Origin of the sequence: Olsenella sp. An290, assembly GCF_002159535.1 — a bacterium.
Lineage (GTDB): Bacteria > Actinomycetota > Coriobacteriia > Coriobacteriales > Atopobiaceae > Thermophilibacter.
Genome location: NZ_NFIU01000004.1, coordinates 1 through 16,132, shown reverse-complemented (window position 1 = coordinate 16,132; position 16,132 = coordinate 1). Strand labels below are relative to the sequence as shown.

Here is a 16,132-nt window from a genome sequence, read left to right as displayed (position 1 = left end):
CCTAGGCCGCCGCGTCCGCGCTCTTCTCGGCGAACTCGGGGTCGCCGGGGTGGTACTTGCCGACCTTGCGCTCGGTGGACATGACCTCGCCCTCGGGCCGGAAGTTGATCTTGGCGTAGGTCATCATGTGGCGGCAGCCCGCCCTGGCACCCACGAGCTGGCAGTTCTTGAGGATCTCCATGCAGGTCTCGTAGTCGCCCTCGATCGCCGTCTCAAACGGGCCGACGAAGTAGTCCACCCCCGTGGAGTCGATGTAGGCGATGACGGCGTCCACCGCGTCGCACGTGGCGTCGTCGGTGGTGGCATCCATGGGCAGGAACTGGATTGCGATCGAGCAGTTCACGCGCCCTCCCTTCCGGGTGCTCGAGGCACCCCGTCTCTCGTAGGTGCCTCGGTGCGGGCGCGTCCCCGCTGGTCCCTACGCCGGCATTACCCGGATCAGGTTCCTGGGTCAGGGCCGCGCGCCGGCGCCCCCGCCGACGATCCTGGACCCAATCTCAGCCGGCGTGCGCCAGCCCCCCGTTGTCGGTGACAGTGTAGCACGGCAGGCTGACGCGGGCGCGAGGTTCGTCTCGGCCGCGGGCGACGGGGCCCGACGCGAGGGCTTCCTCCCGCGGGCCTCCTTCGGGATTACCTTCCGGAATTGGGTGGCATCTTTGATGTGGCGGGCGGCCTACTTCCGGAATTGGGTGGCATCTTTGATGCAAGGGGCACCCATGGCCGCACGGCATCCGACAAAACCGCAGGTGGCGAGAAGAACGCGTGCTCTGTGACCACGCGTAACCGCCCATTTCCCGATCTGGGCATCAAAGATGCCACCCAATCCCGAAGGATTGACGTCACCCAATCCCGAAGGATTTCAGCCCGAAGCCGCCCCGAGCGGGGCGCCCCGGACGTCACCCACACAAAACCCCACCTCTCCCGGCGGGAACAACCGGCGCTACCATAGGGCAGCAGGCGCGAAGGGAGGGAGGACGCATGACCGGACGGACGCACCTCGCCGTGGGCGCGGCCGCGGCGCTGGCGGCCGCAGGGCCGGCGGCGGGGCTCGCGGGCCTGGCGGCAGCGGCAGCCGGCGGGGCGGTCGGCGCCGCGCTGCCGGACCTCGACGTGCGCGACACGGCGCACCCCTGGCGCGAGCGCCTCGTGCGCGCCTCGGCGGCCGCGCTGCTCGCCGCCGCGCTCCTGCTGGACGCGACGCACGGCGGGCCCCTCCTGCGCGCTGCGACGGAACGAGGCCTCGGGGCGCTCGCGCTCGGGGCCGCGGGGCTCGCCGCCCTTGCCTGCGCGGCACGGCTCTCGGCCCACCGGTCCTTCTCGCACTCGGTGCTCGCGCTGGCAGGGTTTGCCGCGGCCACGCACCTCATCTGCCCGCCGCTCGCCCCCTACGTGGCGCTCGGCTTTACCACGCACCTCGCGCTCGACGCGCTCACCCACCGGGGGATGCGCCTGCTCTGGCCGCTGCCCGCCCGGGCGAGCGCCGGCCTCTGCAAGACCGGCGGGGTCGTGGACGCGTGCCTGCTCGTGGCGGCGCTCGCTCTGGCGGCAGTCGTCATCTGGACGGCGCTGGGCTAGGGAAGCCCGCCTGCAGCCAGAAGGGCCGCTACGCCTCCGCGCGCACGCCGAGCTCGCGGCAGAGCACCCGCGCCGCGGCACCGGCCGCGAGCGCGCAGTGGTCCTGGCACTGGGAGACGCGCTCGTCGCCCCACCAGTCCATCCCGCGCGTGAGCACGCGGCAGCACGTGGCGTGACGGGCCGTCCCGTCGCGAAAGGCGTCATGGAGCTCGGCCGCGAGCGGCTTGGCGCGCTCCTTGGTCCCCATCATGAGGCCGAGAAAAACCACGGCGCCCGCGAGCGCGCCGCAGACGCAGCCCGAGCCGCCAATGCCCGCGCCCATGCCGGCGCCCGCGGCCACCACCGCGCGCGGGAAGTCGGGCTCGAAGGCGTCCCAGAGCGCCGCGATCACGGACTCCCCGCAGTTCATGTGGTCAGGTCCCGGCCGGTTGTTGGCCCGGGCGGCAGCCTCAACCGCCGCAATGCTCACGCTGTCCGTCATGGTCTCCCCCTCCGTCGAAGCTCCGCCAAATTCTAGCAGCGGAACGGCTAGCATAGGGCCGTGCGGGCGGCGCGTCCGCAGACCATGACAGATGACCCGGTCGCCTTTGTCAGAAGAGGGAAGACATGAGGATCTTTGCCTATTCGCTGCGTCCCTACGACGAGCTGCCCTGCCTCGAGGCCCTGAGTCACGAGCTAGGATTTGAGTACGGCTGGACGGCCGACTACCCCACGCCGGAGAACGCGGGCCTTGCCGCGGGAGCCGACGGTGTCACCATCATCACCAACCCCATGCCGCGCGAGCTCCTGGCGACCTACCACGAGCTCGGCGTGCGCGGGCTCGCCACGCGCTCCATCGGCTACGAGCACATCGACCTGGCCGCCGCGCGCGAGCTGGGCGTCCGCGTGGGGCACGCGTCCTACCCGCCCGAGGGCGTGGCCGACTACGCCATCATGCTGATGCTCATGGCGCTGCGCAAGGTCAAGCTCGTCTGCCGTCACGCCGCCGCGCAGGACTTCACCCTCGAGGGCAAGCTCGGGCGCTCGCTCGCCGGCTGCACCGTGGGCGTGGTGGGAACGGGCGCGATCGGCTCCTGCGTGGTGCGCCAGCTCACGGGCTTCGGCTGCCGCGTGCTCGCATGCGACCCGTTCCCGTGCGCCGAGCTCGCGGGCCTTGCCGCCTACGTCACCCTGCCCGAGCTTCTGGCGGCCTCCGACGTGGTGACGCTCCACGCGCCGGGGCTGCCCGAGAACCGCCACATGATCGGCGCCGGGGAGCTTGCGCTCATGAAGGAGGACGCCGTGCTCGTGAACGCCGCGCGCGGCAGCCTCGTGGACACGGCGGCGCTGCTTGACGCGCTCGAGTCCGGGAGGCTCGGGGCCGCCGCGCTCGACACCATCGAGCACGAGGCGGGCCTCTACTACCTTGACCGCAGCCGCGACGTCCTCCCCAACCGGGACCGCGCCGCGCTCATGGCCCTGCCCAACGTCATCGTGACCCCGCACATGGCGTTCTACACCGCCGAGAGCGTCGAGGGGATGGTCCGCAGCAACGTCGAGGCGCTGCTCGCCTTTGCCGCTGGAGCCGAGACCCCGCACGAGGTCCGGTAGGCCCGACGAGGCTCGGTCAAGCCGCCGGGGACGCGCATCGGCCGGGCGTCAGGGGGTCGCGCTCCTCCCAAAGCCCGTACCGCCAGAAAACGTCTGGTATTGGGTGGCATGTTTGATGCTCGACGATGCCACACGGCCGGATGCGGGACAAAAGGCCAGGTTCTTCTCGCGACTGGGCGGCTTACTTGATGCCAGAGCGCCCGGTTCCATCAAACATGCCACCCAATCTCGAAACGAAACGCGCCGCCCAGCCCCGACGTGCGCCGGGGACGTCCGCCGGGGCAGCAGCAAGACAAAAGCCCCGCAGCCCAAGCCCTGCGGCACAAAGAGGCCGCGCGGCGAGAAGAACCGCGCGGCCGAGGGAGGCAGATTGCCGGGACGGCTACTCCTCCGGCTCCTCCTCGTCCTTCTCGTCCTTCTTGGCGGGGACGGCCCTGCGGGAGCGCTGCTCGATCTCCTCGGGCGTGAGGACGTCCTCGATCCGCAGGTTCACGCCCGCGACCTCGAGGCCCGTCATGCCCGTCACCTGCTTGACCACGGCTCGCTTGACGTCCTCGAAGACCTGCGGGGCATACGCGCCGTACTCGATGAGCACGGAGATGTTCACGCGCACCGCGCTCTCCGGCGTCACCTCCACGGTCACGCCCTTGGTGGAGTCGCTCGCGCCGAAGGCGTCCTGGACGCGATTGAACCAGCTGCCCTTCATGCCCACGACGCCGGGGACGTCGCGCATGGCAATGGCCACGATCTTCTCGATGACGCCGTTTGAGAAGGTGAGGGAGTCCTCGGAGTCGAGGTCCTCGTCGCCCTCGGTGGCAAGGTCGATGTCCTGGCCGGCCTCGGCGGCCTCGGCCAGCTCGCCCGTCTCTGTGTCGTCGGAAAGGACGAGGTCCGTCGTCTCCCCCGTGCCGTGGGGCTCGTCCGTCGGGACCTTGGTGGTGTCGACCTTGCTCATGTCTGCTCCTCGCTGCCGGGGCGGCGCGCCGCCCAAGGGTCACGTCTACTGGTTACGGGAAAAGAGCTTCCTCAGGGTGTTGATGATCTTGGGGTCTCCGTCGAGCATCTGGCCCACCGCGACGCCCACCACCACAAGGACGGCGATGAGCGCGGTGCGCCAGGGCCCCAGCACAAAGAAGGCAACGGCCACGAGCAGACCGATCACGCCGCCCCAGAACGCGTTCTCGTGCCCGGGGAACGTGCGGGACACCCATGCTGAGACGCGCCCGGCGCCGTCCCGCACGGCCTCGCCGACGGTGTAGGAGCCGTCGTCGCGGGGCGCGTCGTCGTGCGCGGCGCCCGGGGCGGCGGTGCCGTCGTCGCGGGCCGCGCCCCTCTCGGCCGCGCCCTGCGACCCAAGCTCGATCCGCGCCTTGGGGGTCTTCTCGTCAGCCATGGGCCTACGCCTCCCTCTCCGCGTCGCGCGTGCCTCCCATGGACACGGTGATCTCGCTCGTGGCGTCGGACGGCTCGGGGACGGCCGGCGACGCCTCGTCCTCGGGCGCGGGCCCCGTGGCTTCGCCCGCCTGCGCGAGCGTCACGGACTCGGGCTCCACGAACTCGAGGCTCACGGACTCCACCGTGTCCCCGCAGACGGCGGAAAGCCCGCCCACGAGCTCCTCATGGAGCTCCGCGCCCTTGAGGACCACGTCCACGGTCTCGCGCGGGAGCACGCGGACGCGCACGCGCACGCTCCCGCGCGGCTTGGCGTCCACCGTGACGCGATCGGCCCGACAGGTGCCGTCGGCCTCGACGATGTGGGCCGCCTGGGCCGCAATGGCGTCGCGCGTGACCGAGATGGTCCCGCCGTCCACGCTGGCAACCTCCACCGTGCGCACCTTGCGCACCACGAGGGCGCGGGCGAGAAGGACCACGAGGCCGAAGACGCTCACGGCCATGCAGGCGAGAAGCGCCATGGAGTAGGCGTCGATGGTGAGCAGCGCCGAGGCCCCGGCCGTCCAGGGCCCGTACCACGTGAGCGCGAGGGCCCCCAGGGCGAACAGGCTGGCCAGCACGTAGACCACCATGCAGAGTCGTTTGAATCCACCCATGCGAATCTCCAATCAGGCGCGGGCGCGTCGGGCGCGGGCGCGGTCATGCCCTGTCCTCTAGGATACCCCTTGCCCCGGACGCGTATCACCCTGAGGTCGAGGCGCGCCCCGACCGCCGGCGCGCCGGCGCCTTCCGCGCGCAAAGACCCGGACGAAGGCCGCACCCAGGACGGCCGAGGTGACCGACCCCATGAGGATCGCGCACTTGGCGGCGAGGACGTCCCCGCCGTCCGCGAACGCGAGCCCCGCGATGAGGATGGACATGGTGAAGCCCACGCCCCCGAGGATGCCCACGGCCACGACCTGCGCCCAGTCCATGCCGCGCGGCAGCCGGGCAAAGCCCAGGCGGACGAGCAGGAGCGTCACGAGGATGATGCCCACGGGCTTGCCGAGCACGGCGCCCAGGTACACGCCCACGGCCACGGGGTCCGCAAAGAGCGTGCCCAGGCTCTCCCCCACCAGGTGCAGCTCCGCGTTCACGAAGGCAAAGAGCGGCAGCACGCAGAAGTTGACGAAGACCGAGACGTAGCGCTCCATGCGCTGGAGGGGCGGCGTGACGTGGTGCATGACGCGCTCGACGCGCCGGGCGCCGTCCGTGAAGTCATGCTGGCCGAGGACGTGGTGGTCGTCGTCATAGGCGTCGTCGAGGTCGCGGGCGCGCTGGGCGAGCCAGTCGCCGAGCTCGCCCAGGTGCACGTCCGAGCGCGAGGGCAGCGCAAAGGCCAAGATCACGCCCGCGAGCGTGGCGTGGATGCCCGACTTGAACATGCAGGCCCACAGCACCACGCCGAGAAACGCGTAGGGCGCCACGGCGTAGACGCGCGCGCGGTTGAGCGCCGCGAGCGCCAGCACCACGACGAGCGACGCGAGGCACCAGCCGAGGTCGGGCGCATGGCCGTAGAAGAGGGCAATGACCACGATCGCAAGGATGTCGTCGGCGATGGCGAGCGTCTGGAAGAAGACCTTGGCCGCCGGGGAGAAGCGGTCCCCGAGCAGCGACACCACGCCAAGGGCGAAGGCGATGTCGGTGGCGATGGGGACGGCCCAGCCGCCGGCCGTGGGGGTGCCCGCGTTGACGGCAAGGTAGATGAGGGCCGGCACGGCGACGCCGCCCACCGCGGCGAGCATGGGCAGCACCGCCTGGCGCGGCCTGCGCAGCTGCCCGATCGTCATCTCGTACTTGAGCTCTATGCCCACGAGCAGGAAGAAGACCGCCATGAGGAAGTCGTTCACGAAGGACTCGACCGAGAGCGAGACGACCAGGGGGCCCACGCCCGCCTCGACCTGAAGGCCGAGCAGCCACTCGACGCCCTCGTAGAGCGGCGTGTTGGCCACGATGAGGGAGAGCAGGGCCGCCCCCACCATCACCGCCGCCGCGATGGTCCCGTTTGAGGTGATCTTGCGCAGCGCGCCGCGGCGCTCGATGCGCGCGACCACGCGGTCGTGACGAAAGATGCTGCTGGACACGGGACCTACGCCTCCCCCTCGCCAAGAAGGAGCGTCTGCTCCACGGCAACCTTGTCGGCGAGCGCCTCCATGGCGGCCTGGAGCAGCCACGCGAGCTCCGGGCCGGCGGGCTCGCCCGCCTCGTTGACGAGCTCGAGCGCGGGCGCGGGCGCCTCGGGCGAGAAGCGCCGCGCGAGCGCGGCCTCGAGCGCGGCGCACGAGCGGTCGTAGAGCTCCTCAAGATCGAGGCCCGAGCCCCAGACGAGCGACGCCAGGCTCCTCACCTGGGAGATGGAGAACACGCGCTTGAGCGCGCAGACAAACAGCAGCGACGCCACGTGCCGCCGGGTATAGCGCTTCTTGCGGGGCGCGGGGATGACGCCCTGCTTGACGTAGTTGTTGACCATAGATCCGGTCACGAGCGTCTCCCCGGGGACCGCCATGAACTCGAGCTCCTGGGAGACCAGCGTGAGCAGCTGGTCGAGGTAGAGCTCGATGCGCGGCATCTCGCGTATGCGCGCAATGTGCACCGAGCCCATGCTCCGCGCAAGCTGCTCGAGGCGCGCGTCGCCCGCCCGCGGGCCCCTCGGCCCCACCGTCTTCTCCGTCATGCCGCTCAACTCCGAACAATTTCCAATAACCGATAATCTAGTATTCAAAACCATATCAAAGGGTTATAGTCGACACTGCTATGATAGCGACCGGGAGCAGTCCCGAACAGCTCACGCAACGTCACGGGGGCCAACATGAACGAGCAGCGCATCGCCGTCATCACCGACTCCGGCACCGACACGCCCGCCGCCTTTGCCGCGGCCCATGACGTGCGGGTCGTTCCCCTGCGCATCAACTACTCCGACGGCTCGACCTACGAGAACGGGGTGGACATCTCCGTGCGGGAGGTCGTCGAGCGCTTCGCCGACGAGGTCCCCACCACCTCGCTCCCCTCTCCCCTGCGCATCCGCGAGACCTTCGAGGCGGCGCGCGCCAGCGGCTACACGAGCGCGGTCTTCGTGGCCATCTCCTCCGGGCTCTCGGCCACCTACGAGACCGTGAGCATGGTCGCCCGACAGATGGAGGACTTCCCCGTCGTCATGGTGGACACCAAGAGCATCGGCGTCGCCGCGGGCCTCGTCGTCATGGAGGCCGTGCGCCTCGTCGAGTCCGGCACGCCCCTCGACGCCCTCGGCGGGCGTCTTGCCGAGGTGAGCGCACGGACCCGCGTGTTCTTCTCGGTGCAGAAGCTCGACTTCCTGCGCAGGGGGGGCCGCATCAGCGAGGCCGTCTACCGCGTGGGCTCCGTCCTCAACATCAAGCCCGTCCTCATGTGCGACGAGCACGAGGGCAAGTACGTCATCGCAAAGAAGGCGCGCGGCTGGCAGCGAGCCCTTGACGCGCAGGTCAAGCTCGTCGTGGAGAGCGCGCGTCAGTGGCGCCGCGTGCGGCTGGCCGTGTGCACGTACGACCCGGCGCTGCGAGACGACCTCGCGGCGCGCGTCCGCGAGCACGTGGGCGCCGTGGCAGAGGTCGTGGAGCTCGTGAGCTGCGGCATCTCCGCCGACCTGCTCGTCCACACCGGCCCCACCCTTGTTGGCATGGCGGTGCAGGGAGCCTAGGCAGCCGGCAGGGTCAACGAGGCCGCTTGCCGGCGGCTCGTGGCAAACGGGGCCGCTGGCTTTGTCGGGCCGCGCACGCGGCGTCACGCACAAACGAGGATTTACGCACATCCCGGTTTACGTATGCCGAGAAGAACACGTAAACCGGGATTATGCTCGTTTTTGCAGAGAAATCGCGAGCTACGCATCCGAAGGTTTCACTTTTTGCACGCGCAAAACGCGATGTCCGAAAATCCTCGTTTGCGCGTGCGGCAGACGCTACAGCCCGGCCACCATGTGATCGACGATCTTTGCGCAGCGCTCCGCGGAGGCGCGCTCGAAGGTGGCGTAGTCCATGGCCTGGCCGTCGGTGCCGGGCTTGTCGGAGATGGCGCGCACCACGACGAAGGGAACCCCGTTGGCCTCGGCCGCCTGGGCGATGGCCGCGCCCTCCATCTCGCAGCAGAGCGCGCCGAAGGTGCCCACGATGCGGCGGCGGTCCTCCTCCGCGGAGATGAACTGGTCGCCGGAGGCCACGCGACCGGTCAGGGCACGCACCTCGGGCGCCACCGCGGCGGCCGCCTCGAGCGCAGCGTCGCGCAGCGCCGGGTCGGCCACGTACTCGGGACGCTCGCGGCCGGGGACGAGGCCGGGCGCGTAGCCGAGCGCACCCACGGAAAAGTCGTGCTGCACGCAGTCCGTGGAGACCACGAGGTCGCCGATGTCGAGGCGCGCGGCGTCGAGCGAGCCCGCCACGCCCGTGTTGATGAGGTGCGTGCAGCCGAAGTGGTCGGCTAGGACCTGCGCGCAGATGCCGGCGTTCACCTTGCCGATGCCGCACTTGACCACCACCACGTCCTTCTCGCCCAGGCGCCCGGAACAGAAGTCCGTGCCGGCCACGCGCTCCGCGCGCGCGTCCGTGAGCTCCGCCTTGAGGAGCTCCACCTCGACGTCCATCGCCCCGATGATTCCGATCTTCATATTGTGTCCCCTAGCCTTCCGGATAGACGAGGTGCGCCTCGTCGATGCCCGCGAGCGTACCCTCCACGTAGCGGCGCGCCCACCAGCGAGCCTGCGCGAGGTCGGCGTCGTGCCAGTTGCCGCACTCCTCGGGACGCGCGCCCGGAATCTCGCCCGTAAAGTCACGGATGAACTCGAAGCACGAGCGCACGAGCGGCGCCACCTCGGCGGAGGTGTGCTCGCCAAAGAGGATGAGGTAGAAGCCCGTGCGGCAGCCCATGGGGCCAAAGTAGACCACGCGGTCGCGCCACTCGGGGCTGTTGCGCAGGTAGGTGGCGCCCAGGTGCTCGATGGCGTGGACGGCGGCCGTGTCCATCACGGGCTCGCGGTTGGGCGCGGTGAGGCGCAGGTCAAACGTGGTGACCACGGCGCCGGTGGCGGGGTCGGCGTCCACGCGGCTCACGTAGACGCCCGGCTCGAGCATGAGGTGGTTGACGGTGAAGCTGGCGATCTTCTCCATGGGGCTCCCTGGGACGAGGTTCTTCTCGACGGTTCTTCTCGCCCCCCAGTGTAGCGGGTCCGATCGTGTACAGGAGGCACGAGGGACAGCGCGCCCCTCTCGCCGAGGAGGTAGCGAGAGGGGCGCGTGGGGAGATCCGTCTTTGGGGCTACTCCTCGGAGCCGCCCGTCACGCGAGCGCCGATGCCTGCGGCGAGCGCGGCGCCGCCGAGCACGGCCGCGGCCGTCACGGCTGCCATGTTGGAGGCGTCGCCGGTCTGGGGAAGGGTTCCACCGCTGCCCGAGCCGCCGACGTTGCCGGTGCCGGACTGGCTTCCGCCGCCAGCGCTGCCGGCACCGTTGCCGGAGCCGCCGTTGCCACCCTGGCCGCTGTTGCCGCCCTGTCCGCCGTCGCCAGAGTCGCCGCCCTGGGCGGACTGGCTCTTCTCGATCGCCTCGATCGCTGCGGCAAGGTCAGCGCGGGCCTGGGCAACCTGGGCCTCGGTCGCGTTGGGGTCGCTCATGACGCGCAGCGCCGCGGCGAGGGCCGCGTAGTACTTGTCGAGCGCAGCCTGCGAGGCACCGGCAAGCTCGAGAACCTCGGCCTGGTCGATGACGGTCTGGAGCCCGGACTTGTCCACGACGTCCTGGTCGTGGTCGTCGTCCGGGTCGCTCGGGACCGTCGCGGACGCCTCCAGTGAGAGGTCGTGGTCCTCGGTGACGTTGGTGTCGTGCACCAGCGTGTCGAGCGCGTTCTGGGCGAGCGCGGGGACGGGCTGGCCCATGAGGTCGAGGCCGGTGACCAGGCCGGCGAGCGTCGCGCCGAGGTCGAGGCCCGCCATGTCGACGACCGTGTCGAGCAGCGCCTTGACGTTCTCCATCATGCCCGCAACCATGTTGATGGCGATGGAGCCGATGAGGAAGACATCGCTCTTGAGCAGCGTCTTGGCGTCGAGCTCGATGCTCGTGGCAAAGTCCACGAACTCCTGGTCGGCCAGACCGGCGTTGACGCCGCTCGCAACGACGCTGGCGAGAAGCCCGGTCTCCCCGGGGATCGCCTTGATGGCCGTCTCGACCCAGCCCTCGGTCTTCTCGCAGCCCATGAGGTGCGCCTGATAGCAGAAGTCGACGAGGTCGAGGAGGCTGTGCGGGGCCTCGTCCACGGCGGCAGTGATGAGCAGGCGCACGAGGAGGTTCACGATCGAGAGGAGCTTCGCCTGACCCTCGGCGGAGAGCGCCTCGAGGTCGATCTCCCCGTAGGTCTTCTCGAGGAAGGCCTCGAAGGTCTCCTGCGTGATGTAGAGCAGGCAGACGTTGGGCTCAACCGCCATGGTAGCCGGGACCTGGGCGAGGTCGGCGGCAAACTGGCGCGAGGCCTCCTCAGGGAGCGTGTAGGTGACGTCGGCGATGGCGGCCACGTCCTCGGTCTCGGTCACGGTCCAGGCCTCGATGCGCGAGGTCTCCGGGTTGTAGTAGATGTGGACGTCTCCAACGATCGACACGTCCGGGATCACGATGCCCACGTCAAAGCCCTGCGGCAGGACCTGCGTGGTGATGAGGCTCCACAGCGTGGCGTTGAGGTTCTCCGTGGTCACGCCGGCAAAGGCGTCGCCGCCGAGCGAGGGCAGCAGGCTCGCTACGATGCCCTTGATGCCCAGGGGCGCGTACTGCGCGAGCAGCGGCTGCACGAACATCCCGCCGAGCATGGTCTGGATGGAGTCCACGGTGAGCGTGCGCTCCTTGCCGTAGGCGGTGATGCCGGCGGTGGTGGCAAGGCCGCATTCGTCGAGCGTCACGTCGCCCAGGTCGTGAGAGTCCACCGTCAGCGTGCACTCGAGCTTCTCGCCCTTCTGCGCGAACTCGAGGGAGCCCATGCGCATGCGGGACGGGTAGGTCACGAGCGAGCCGGTCTCGATGTCGTAGATGGTGTTCTCGCCATAGGTGGCCGCCGCGATGTCGTTGGCGTGCATGTGGCCGGTGAAGACGGCGGAGATGCCGGCGTCGGCGTAGGCCTTTGCCACGGTCTCGTAGTCGTCCACGAGGTACTCGCCAAAGATGACGGGCTCGTAGCCAAAGTGCGGGACGATGCCGTGGTGCTGGAAGGCGATGACCACGTCACCGGCGGCGCGCGCCTCGCGAGCCTGGTCGCAGACCCAGGTAAGAAGATCGGCGGGGACGTGGCCGCTCGTCTCCTGGGCGAGCGTCCCGTCATCGGCGGCAACGTTGTACTTGCAGGTGTCCACGGCGATCAGCGTGAGGCCGGGGCACGGGTGCGCCACGTAGGAGAGGCTGCCGTCCGCGGTGCCGTCCGCGTCGTAGACGACCGTGTCCGTGTAGCCGCACTCGGCCCAGAGGGACTTGTAGGTCAGGGGGTCGGTGCGCTCGGCGTCTGTGGCCGCGCCGGACGAGAAGTCCTTGCCGTGGTGGTTGTTGAGGTCGTGGTTGCCGTTGATCACGTAGAACTGGGTATCGACGCCAGCGGAGGCGAGCTGCTGCCTGGCGGCGGCAAACTTCCTCTCGAGGCTCTCGTGACAGGCGTACTCGCCGTCCTTGGTGAGGTCGCCGGGAACAAGGATCATGTCCGGCTTGGCTGCCACAACATCGGCAAGCGCCTTGTCCAGGATGTCTGAGCTCTCACGGAACATCTTGCGGTCGGAATTCTCCGCCGTGGTGTAGTCGGGGCAGTCGCTCCAGAGCTCGGGCGCAAAGAGGTGAACGTCGCTCATCACGGCAAAGGTGAACGAGTCCGGGTATGCCGGGCTCTCTGCGGCGAGCGCGGCCTCGGGAGTCGTCGCCGCGACGGCGGCAGCGCCCCCACCCATGGCTATGAACAGCTTCAGAAAGCCGCGGCGGGAAACGCCGCCGCGCGGACGAATGGAGAAACCAGACATCCCAAACTCCCATCTCTCAGCTTAAGCCTGCAATCGGCAATCCAATTCGCCAGAGAGGGACACTACGCCCCAAACAACAGGGCGAGGTAAGGGCGCCGTCTCAATTCGCAGCGCGATTTCGTAAGGCTCGGTAAGCCCGGGGTCAGACGCCGAGGCTACGGCGGGACGCGCGAGCCGAGGTCAGGCGGCGCGGCTACACCGCGCTCGCGAGCCAGCTCATGCCGGAGAGGGCGCGGGCCAGGCGGTCCTGCGCCGTGGAGAAGACCACGTCGGGCAGGACGTGCAGGCGGACCTCGCCCTGCGTGCCGTAGGCGGTGAAGGCCGTGAAGATGACGTCCGTCTCGAAGGCGGGGTCGAGCAGGTCCGCGAGCTCGCGCCCCGCGACTTCGCGGCACTCCCGTGCGACGGCGTTCAGATCCGCGCCCGGCACCACCGCGATGGGCACGCCGCAGTAGCCCACGGTCCAGGGCGTGATGCGCGTGAGCGCGGTCTTGGAGAGCACCGAGTTGGGAATGACCTCCTCGGCACCGCCGCGCATGAGGACGGTGGTGCTGCGCCAGTTGACGTCCACGACCTCGCCCGTCACGTCGCCCACGGAGATGTGGTCCCCAGGCTGGACCGACTTGCTCAGCATGAGGCTGATGCCGCCGATGATGTTGGAGATCGTGTCCTGCATGCCCAGCGAGACCGCGATGGACACCACGCCGAGGGCTGCCACAAAGCCCGCGGGGTCAACGCCAAAGACCGGCCGCATCACGCTGAGCAGGGCGAGCACCCAGATGAGCGCGCGGGCGATGTTGATGAAGAGCGACGCGCTCGGCAGCTCGGAGGCGTCGAGCAGCTTGTGCATGAGCCGCACCACCACGCGCTGGATCACGAGGGCTATGGCCACCGCCACGACGAGCGCGATGACCTTGTCGAGCCACCCGCCCGCGTCTATGCCAAAGAAGTGCTCCATCACGTCCTCTCCCCCTCTGTTACGAGCTTGATTTATGCGTTCGCATAAATCAACGGCTGGTACCGCAGAGTTTATGCGAACGCATATGTGACGCGAAGAGGCTGCCGCTGCCTCACCCCTCGATCTTGACGAGCGGGGCAAAGCCCTTGAGGAGCTTCTTGGTCTTGCCGGTGCGCGTGAACCTGACCTCGATCGTGTCCCCGGAGACGGCAAGGACCGTGCCGGGGCCAAAGGTCTTGTGGGAGACCTTGTCGCCTGCCGAGAAGGACGTGGAGGGCGCGGGGCGCGCCGGCTCCCGCCGCGCGGGCGCCGCCTCGGACGCGCGCGGGCCCACGCCCGTGGAGCGCGTGCGCGAGCCGAAGACGTTGCCGCCGTAGACCGAGGAGCCGCGGCCGCTACCGAAGGTGCCGCGACGGTCCCCGCGCTTCTCCCAGCCCACGCCCGTGAAGCCCGAGGAGCCCACGCCCGTGCGCTCCACGTCGGAATCGGGGATCTCACGGAGGAAGCGGCTCGGCGGGTTGGCCTGCACGGAGCCGTACGTGCGGCGCGTTGCCGCGTGCGTGAGGTAGAGCTTCTTGCGGGCGCGCGTGATGGCCACGTAGGCCAGACGGCGCTCCTCCTCCACCGCGGCCGGGTCGCCCTCGTAGGAGGTGTGCGGGAAGATGCCCTCCTCCATGCCGGCGACGAACACGACCGGGAACTCGAGGCCCTTTGCCGAGTGGATGGTCATCATGGTGATGGCGTGTGTCTGACCGGCGAGGGAGTCGAGGTCGGAGCGCAGGGCCAGCCACTCGATCAGCGCCGGGAGCTTCTCCGAGGCGACGGGCGGCCTGAGAGGGGCAAGCTCCGGGGCGACGTCCCCAGAGGGCGACTCGCCTTGGCGAGCGAGCGAAGCGAGCGCGGAGCCCGTCGGGGACGTCGCCCCGGAGCCGGACGGCTCAAGCGCGCCTGCCGCCCGCAGCTGGGCCAGGGACTCGAGGGTCTCCACCGCGTCGTGCGTCTCGTCGAACTCGGCGGCGACGCCCATGAACTCGCGGATGTTCTCGATGCGACCGTCCGCCTCCACGGAGTGCTCGGCCTCGAGGGCGCGGATGAGGCCGGAGCGGTCCACGATCGCGTCCACCACGTCGGCAAGCTCGCCCGTGAAGTGCCGGCCCGCCTCGATTACGCCCGTGAACTCCGCCAGTGCCGAGCGCACCTTCGCACCCAGGAGGCCCGTCTCGGCGATCGCCAGCTCGCAGGCGCTGAAGAACGAGATGCCCTCGTCGGCCGCCAGCTCGCGAATCTTGTTGATGGAGGTGGTGCCGATGCCGCGCCTCGGCGTGTTGACCACGCGCAGGGCAGCCACGTCGTCGTCCGGGTTCACGACGAGCTTGAGGTAGGCCATGACGTCGCGGACCTCGGCGCGGTCGAAGAAGCGCGTGCCGCCCACGATCTTGTACGGCACGCCCGCGCGCAGGAACATGTCCTCGAGGATGCGCGACTGCGCGTTGGTGCGGTAGAAGACGGCCATGTCGTCGTAGCTCGTGCCACCGTCGTGAAGCTTCTCGATCTCGGAGCCAATCCATCGGCCCTCGTCGCGCTCGTCGGAGGCCTGGAACACGCGGATCTTCTCGCCGTCCCCGGCGTCGGTGAACAGGCGCTTGGGCTTGCGGCGGGAGTTGTTGGCCACCACGGCGTTGGCGGCGGCCAGGATGTGGCCCGTGGAGCGGTAGTTCTGCTCGAGCCGCACCACGCGGGCGTCCGGGTAGTCCTTCTCGAAGTCCAGGATGTTCTGGATGTCCGCGCCGCGCCAGGAGTAGATGGACTGGTCGTCGTCGCCCACGACCATGAGGTTTCTGTAGCGCGCGGCCAGGAGGTTGGTGATCGCGTACTGGACGTGGTTGGTGTCCTGATACTCGTCCACGCTGATCTGGCGGAAGCGGTCCTGGTAGCGCTCGAGCACGGCCGGGTTCTTGGCCAGGAGCTCGAAGGTCTTGACGAGCAGGTCGTCGAAGTCCATCGCGTTGGCCTTGGCGAGGCGGCGGTCCAGCTCGCGGTAGACGCGCGCCGCGGCGCGGTCGGCCGGGTTAGAGGAGCTTGCCATCTCGTCCGGCCCGACCATCGCGTTTTTTGCCGAGGAGATCTTGGCGCGAATCGAGTTCATCGGGAACTGCTTCTGGTCAATGTCAAGATCGGCCATGATGGTCTTGACCAGGCGGCGCGAGTCGTCGTCATCGTAGATGGTGAAGTTGGGGCGGTAGCCCACGAGCTCCGGGTCCTCGCGCAGCATCCGCACGCACATGGCGTGGAACGTGCAGACCCACATGCCGCGCGTGCCGCCGGGCAGAAGAGCGTCCAGGCGCTCGCGCATCTCGGCGGCGGCTTTGTTGGTGAACGTGATGGCCAGGACCTGCCAGGGACGCACGCCCTCGTCCGCGATCATGTGCGCGATGCGCACCGTGAGCACGCGCGTCTTGCCCGAGCCCGCGCCCGCGAGCACGAGCAGCGGGCCGCGCGTGCACTCAACCGCCTCTCGCTGGGCCGGGTTGAGGCCGTCGAGGTCGATGGCGGGGGTGGGAGCCGGAGCGGGGG

Annotated in this window: 15 protein-coding genes; 3 read left to right on the top strand and 12 right to left on the bottom strand. The window is 69.5% G+C overall.

Translation table 11 applies throughout. The features are described from left to right. Position 1: 1 nt before the first annotated feature. Positions 2-343 carry a thiamine-binding protein gene (locus tag B5F84_RS03680; RefSeq protein WP_087320954.1) on the bottom strand — a complete coding sequence of 114 codons (342 nt, stop codon included), beginning with the start codon at positions 341-343 and terminating at the stop codon, positions 2-4. Positions 344-978: 635 nt separating this feature from the next. Here B5F84_RS03680 and B5F84_RS03675 point away from each other — a divergent pair. Further along, positions 979-1,575, top strand: a complete 597-nt coding sequence (locus tag B5F84_RS03675) for a metal-dependent hydrolase (protein ID WP_087320951.1) — start codon at positions 979-981, stop codon at positions 1,573-1,575. A gap of 28 nt (positions 1,576-1,603) precedes the next feature. On the opposite strand, the gene B5F84_RS03670 is transcribed toward B5F84_RS03675, so the two are convergent. Further along, the gene (locus B5F84_RS03670; RefSeq protein ID WP_158094478.1) at positions 1,604-2,056 is read right to left on the bottom strand and encodes a C-GCAxxG-C-C family (seleno)protein; all 453 of its coding nucleotides are present in this window, start codon (positions 2,054-2,056) and stop codon (positions 1,604-1,606) included. A gap of 125 nt (positions 2,057-2,181) precedes the next feature. Here B5F84_RS03670 and B5F84_RS03665 point away from each other — a divergent pair, with 125 nt between their 5' ends. Next, positions 2,182-3,165: an NAD(P)-dependent oxidoreductase gene (locus B5F84_RS03665; RefSeq protein ID WP_087320944.1), complete on the top strand. Its 984-nt coding sequence runs from the start codon at positions 2,182-2,184 to the stop codon at positions 3,163-3,165. 382 nt (positions 3,166-3,547) lie between these two features. Here B5F84_RS03665 and B5F84_RS03660 read toward each other — a convergent pair whose 3' ends face one another. The 5 genes from B5F84_RS03660 to B5F84_RS03640 are packed head-to-tail and all read right to left on the bottom strand — an operon-like array spanning position 3,548 to position 7,270. Then, a complete protein-coding gene (locus tag B5F84_RS03660; RefSeq protein WP_087320941.1) occupies positions 3,548-4,120 on the bottom strand; it encodes an Asp23/Gls24 family envelope stress response protein in 573 nt (190 codons plus the stop codon). Positions 4,121-4,165: 45 nt separating this feature from the next. Beyond that, positions 4,166-4,558 (bottom strand): DUF2273 domain-containing protein, encoded by a 393-nt coding sequence (locus B5F84_RS03655; protein WP_087320938.1) that lies wholly within the window; start codon positions 4,556-4,558, stop codon positions 4,166-4,168. A 4-nt stretch (positions 4,559-4,562) separates the two neighbouring features. Continuing rightward, a complete protein-coding gene (locus B5F84_RS03650; protein WP_143786043.1) occupies positions 4,563-5,213 on the bottom strand; it encodes an alkaline shock response membrane anchor protein AmaP in 651 nt (216 codons plus the stop codon). Between the two features lie 57 nt (positions 5,214-5,270). Continuing rightward, positions 5,271-6,680: a Na+/H+ antiporter NhaA gene (gene nhaA / locus B5F84_RS03645; protein ID WP_087320931.1), complete on the bottom strand. Its 1,410-nt coding sequence runs from the start codon at positions 6,678-6,680 to the stop codon at positions 5,271-5,273. A 5-nt stretch (positions 6,681-6,685) separates the two neighbouring features. Continuing rightward, positions 6,686-7,270, bottom strand: a complete 585-nt coding sequence (locus tag B5F84_RS03640) for a DUF1836 domain-containing protein (RefSeq protein WP_158094477.1) — start codon at positions 7,268-7,270, stop codon at positions 6,686-6,688. A 135-nt stretch (positions 7,271-7,405) separates the two neighbouring features. On the opposite strand from B5F84_RS03640, the gene B5F84_RS03635 reads away from it, so the two are divergent. Then, positions 7,406-8,272, top strand: coding sequence for a DegV family protein (locus tag B5F84_RS03635; protein ID WP_087320925.1), 867 nt, complete (start codon positions 7,406-7,408; stop codon positions 8,270-8,272). A 258-nt stretch (positions 8,273-8,530) separates the two neighbouring features. On the opposite strand, the gene B5F84_RS03630 is transcribed toward B5F84_RS03635, so the two are convergent. The 5 genes from B5F84_RS03630 to B5F84_RS03610 all read right to left on the bottom strand — a co-directional run bounded on the left by B5F84_RS03630 (position 8,531) and on the right by B5F84_RS03610 (position 16,106). Beyond that, on the bottom strand, positions 8,531-9,232 hold the full coding sequence (locus B5F84_RS03630; RefSeq protein ID WP_087320922.1) for a 5'-methylthioadenosine/adenosylhomocysteine nucleosidase: 702 nt from the start codon (positions 9,230-9,232) through the stop codon (positions 8,531-8,533). Positions 9,233-9,242: 10 nt separating this feature from the next. Continuing rightward, positions 9,243-9,731 (bottom strand): S-ribosylhomocysteine lyase, encoded by a 489-nt coding sequence (locus B5F84_RS03625; RefSeq protein WP_087320919.1) that lies wholly within the window; start codon positions 9,729-9,731, stop codon positions 9,243-9,245. A gap of 148 nt (positions 9,732-9,879) precedes the next feature. After that, positions 9,880-12,531 carry a metallophosphoesterase gene (locus B5F84_RS03620; RefSeq protein WP_143786049.1) on the bottom strand — a complete coding sequence of 884 codons (2,652 nt, stop codon included), beginning with the start codon at positions 12,529-12,531 and terminating at the stop codon, positions 9,880-9,882. 262 nt (positions 12,532-12,793) lie between these two features. Further along, on the bottom strand, positions 12,794-13,558 hold the full coding sequence (locus B5F84_RS03615; RefSeq protein ID WP_087320911.1) for a mechanosensitive ion channel domain-containing protein: 765 nt from the start codon (positions 13,556-13,558) through the stop codon (positions 12,794-12,796). A 112-nt stretch (positions 13,559-13,670) separates the two neighbouring features. After that, positions 13,671-16,106, bottom strand: a complete 2,436-nt coding sequence (locus B5F84_RS03610) for a UvrD-helicase domain-containing protein (protein WP_087321249.1) — start codon at positions 16,104-16,106, stop codon at positions 13,671-13,673. Positions 16,107-16,132: the final 26 nt, after the last annotated feature.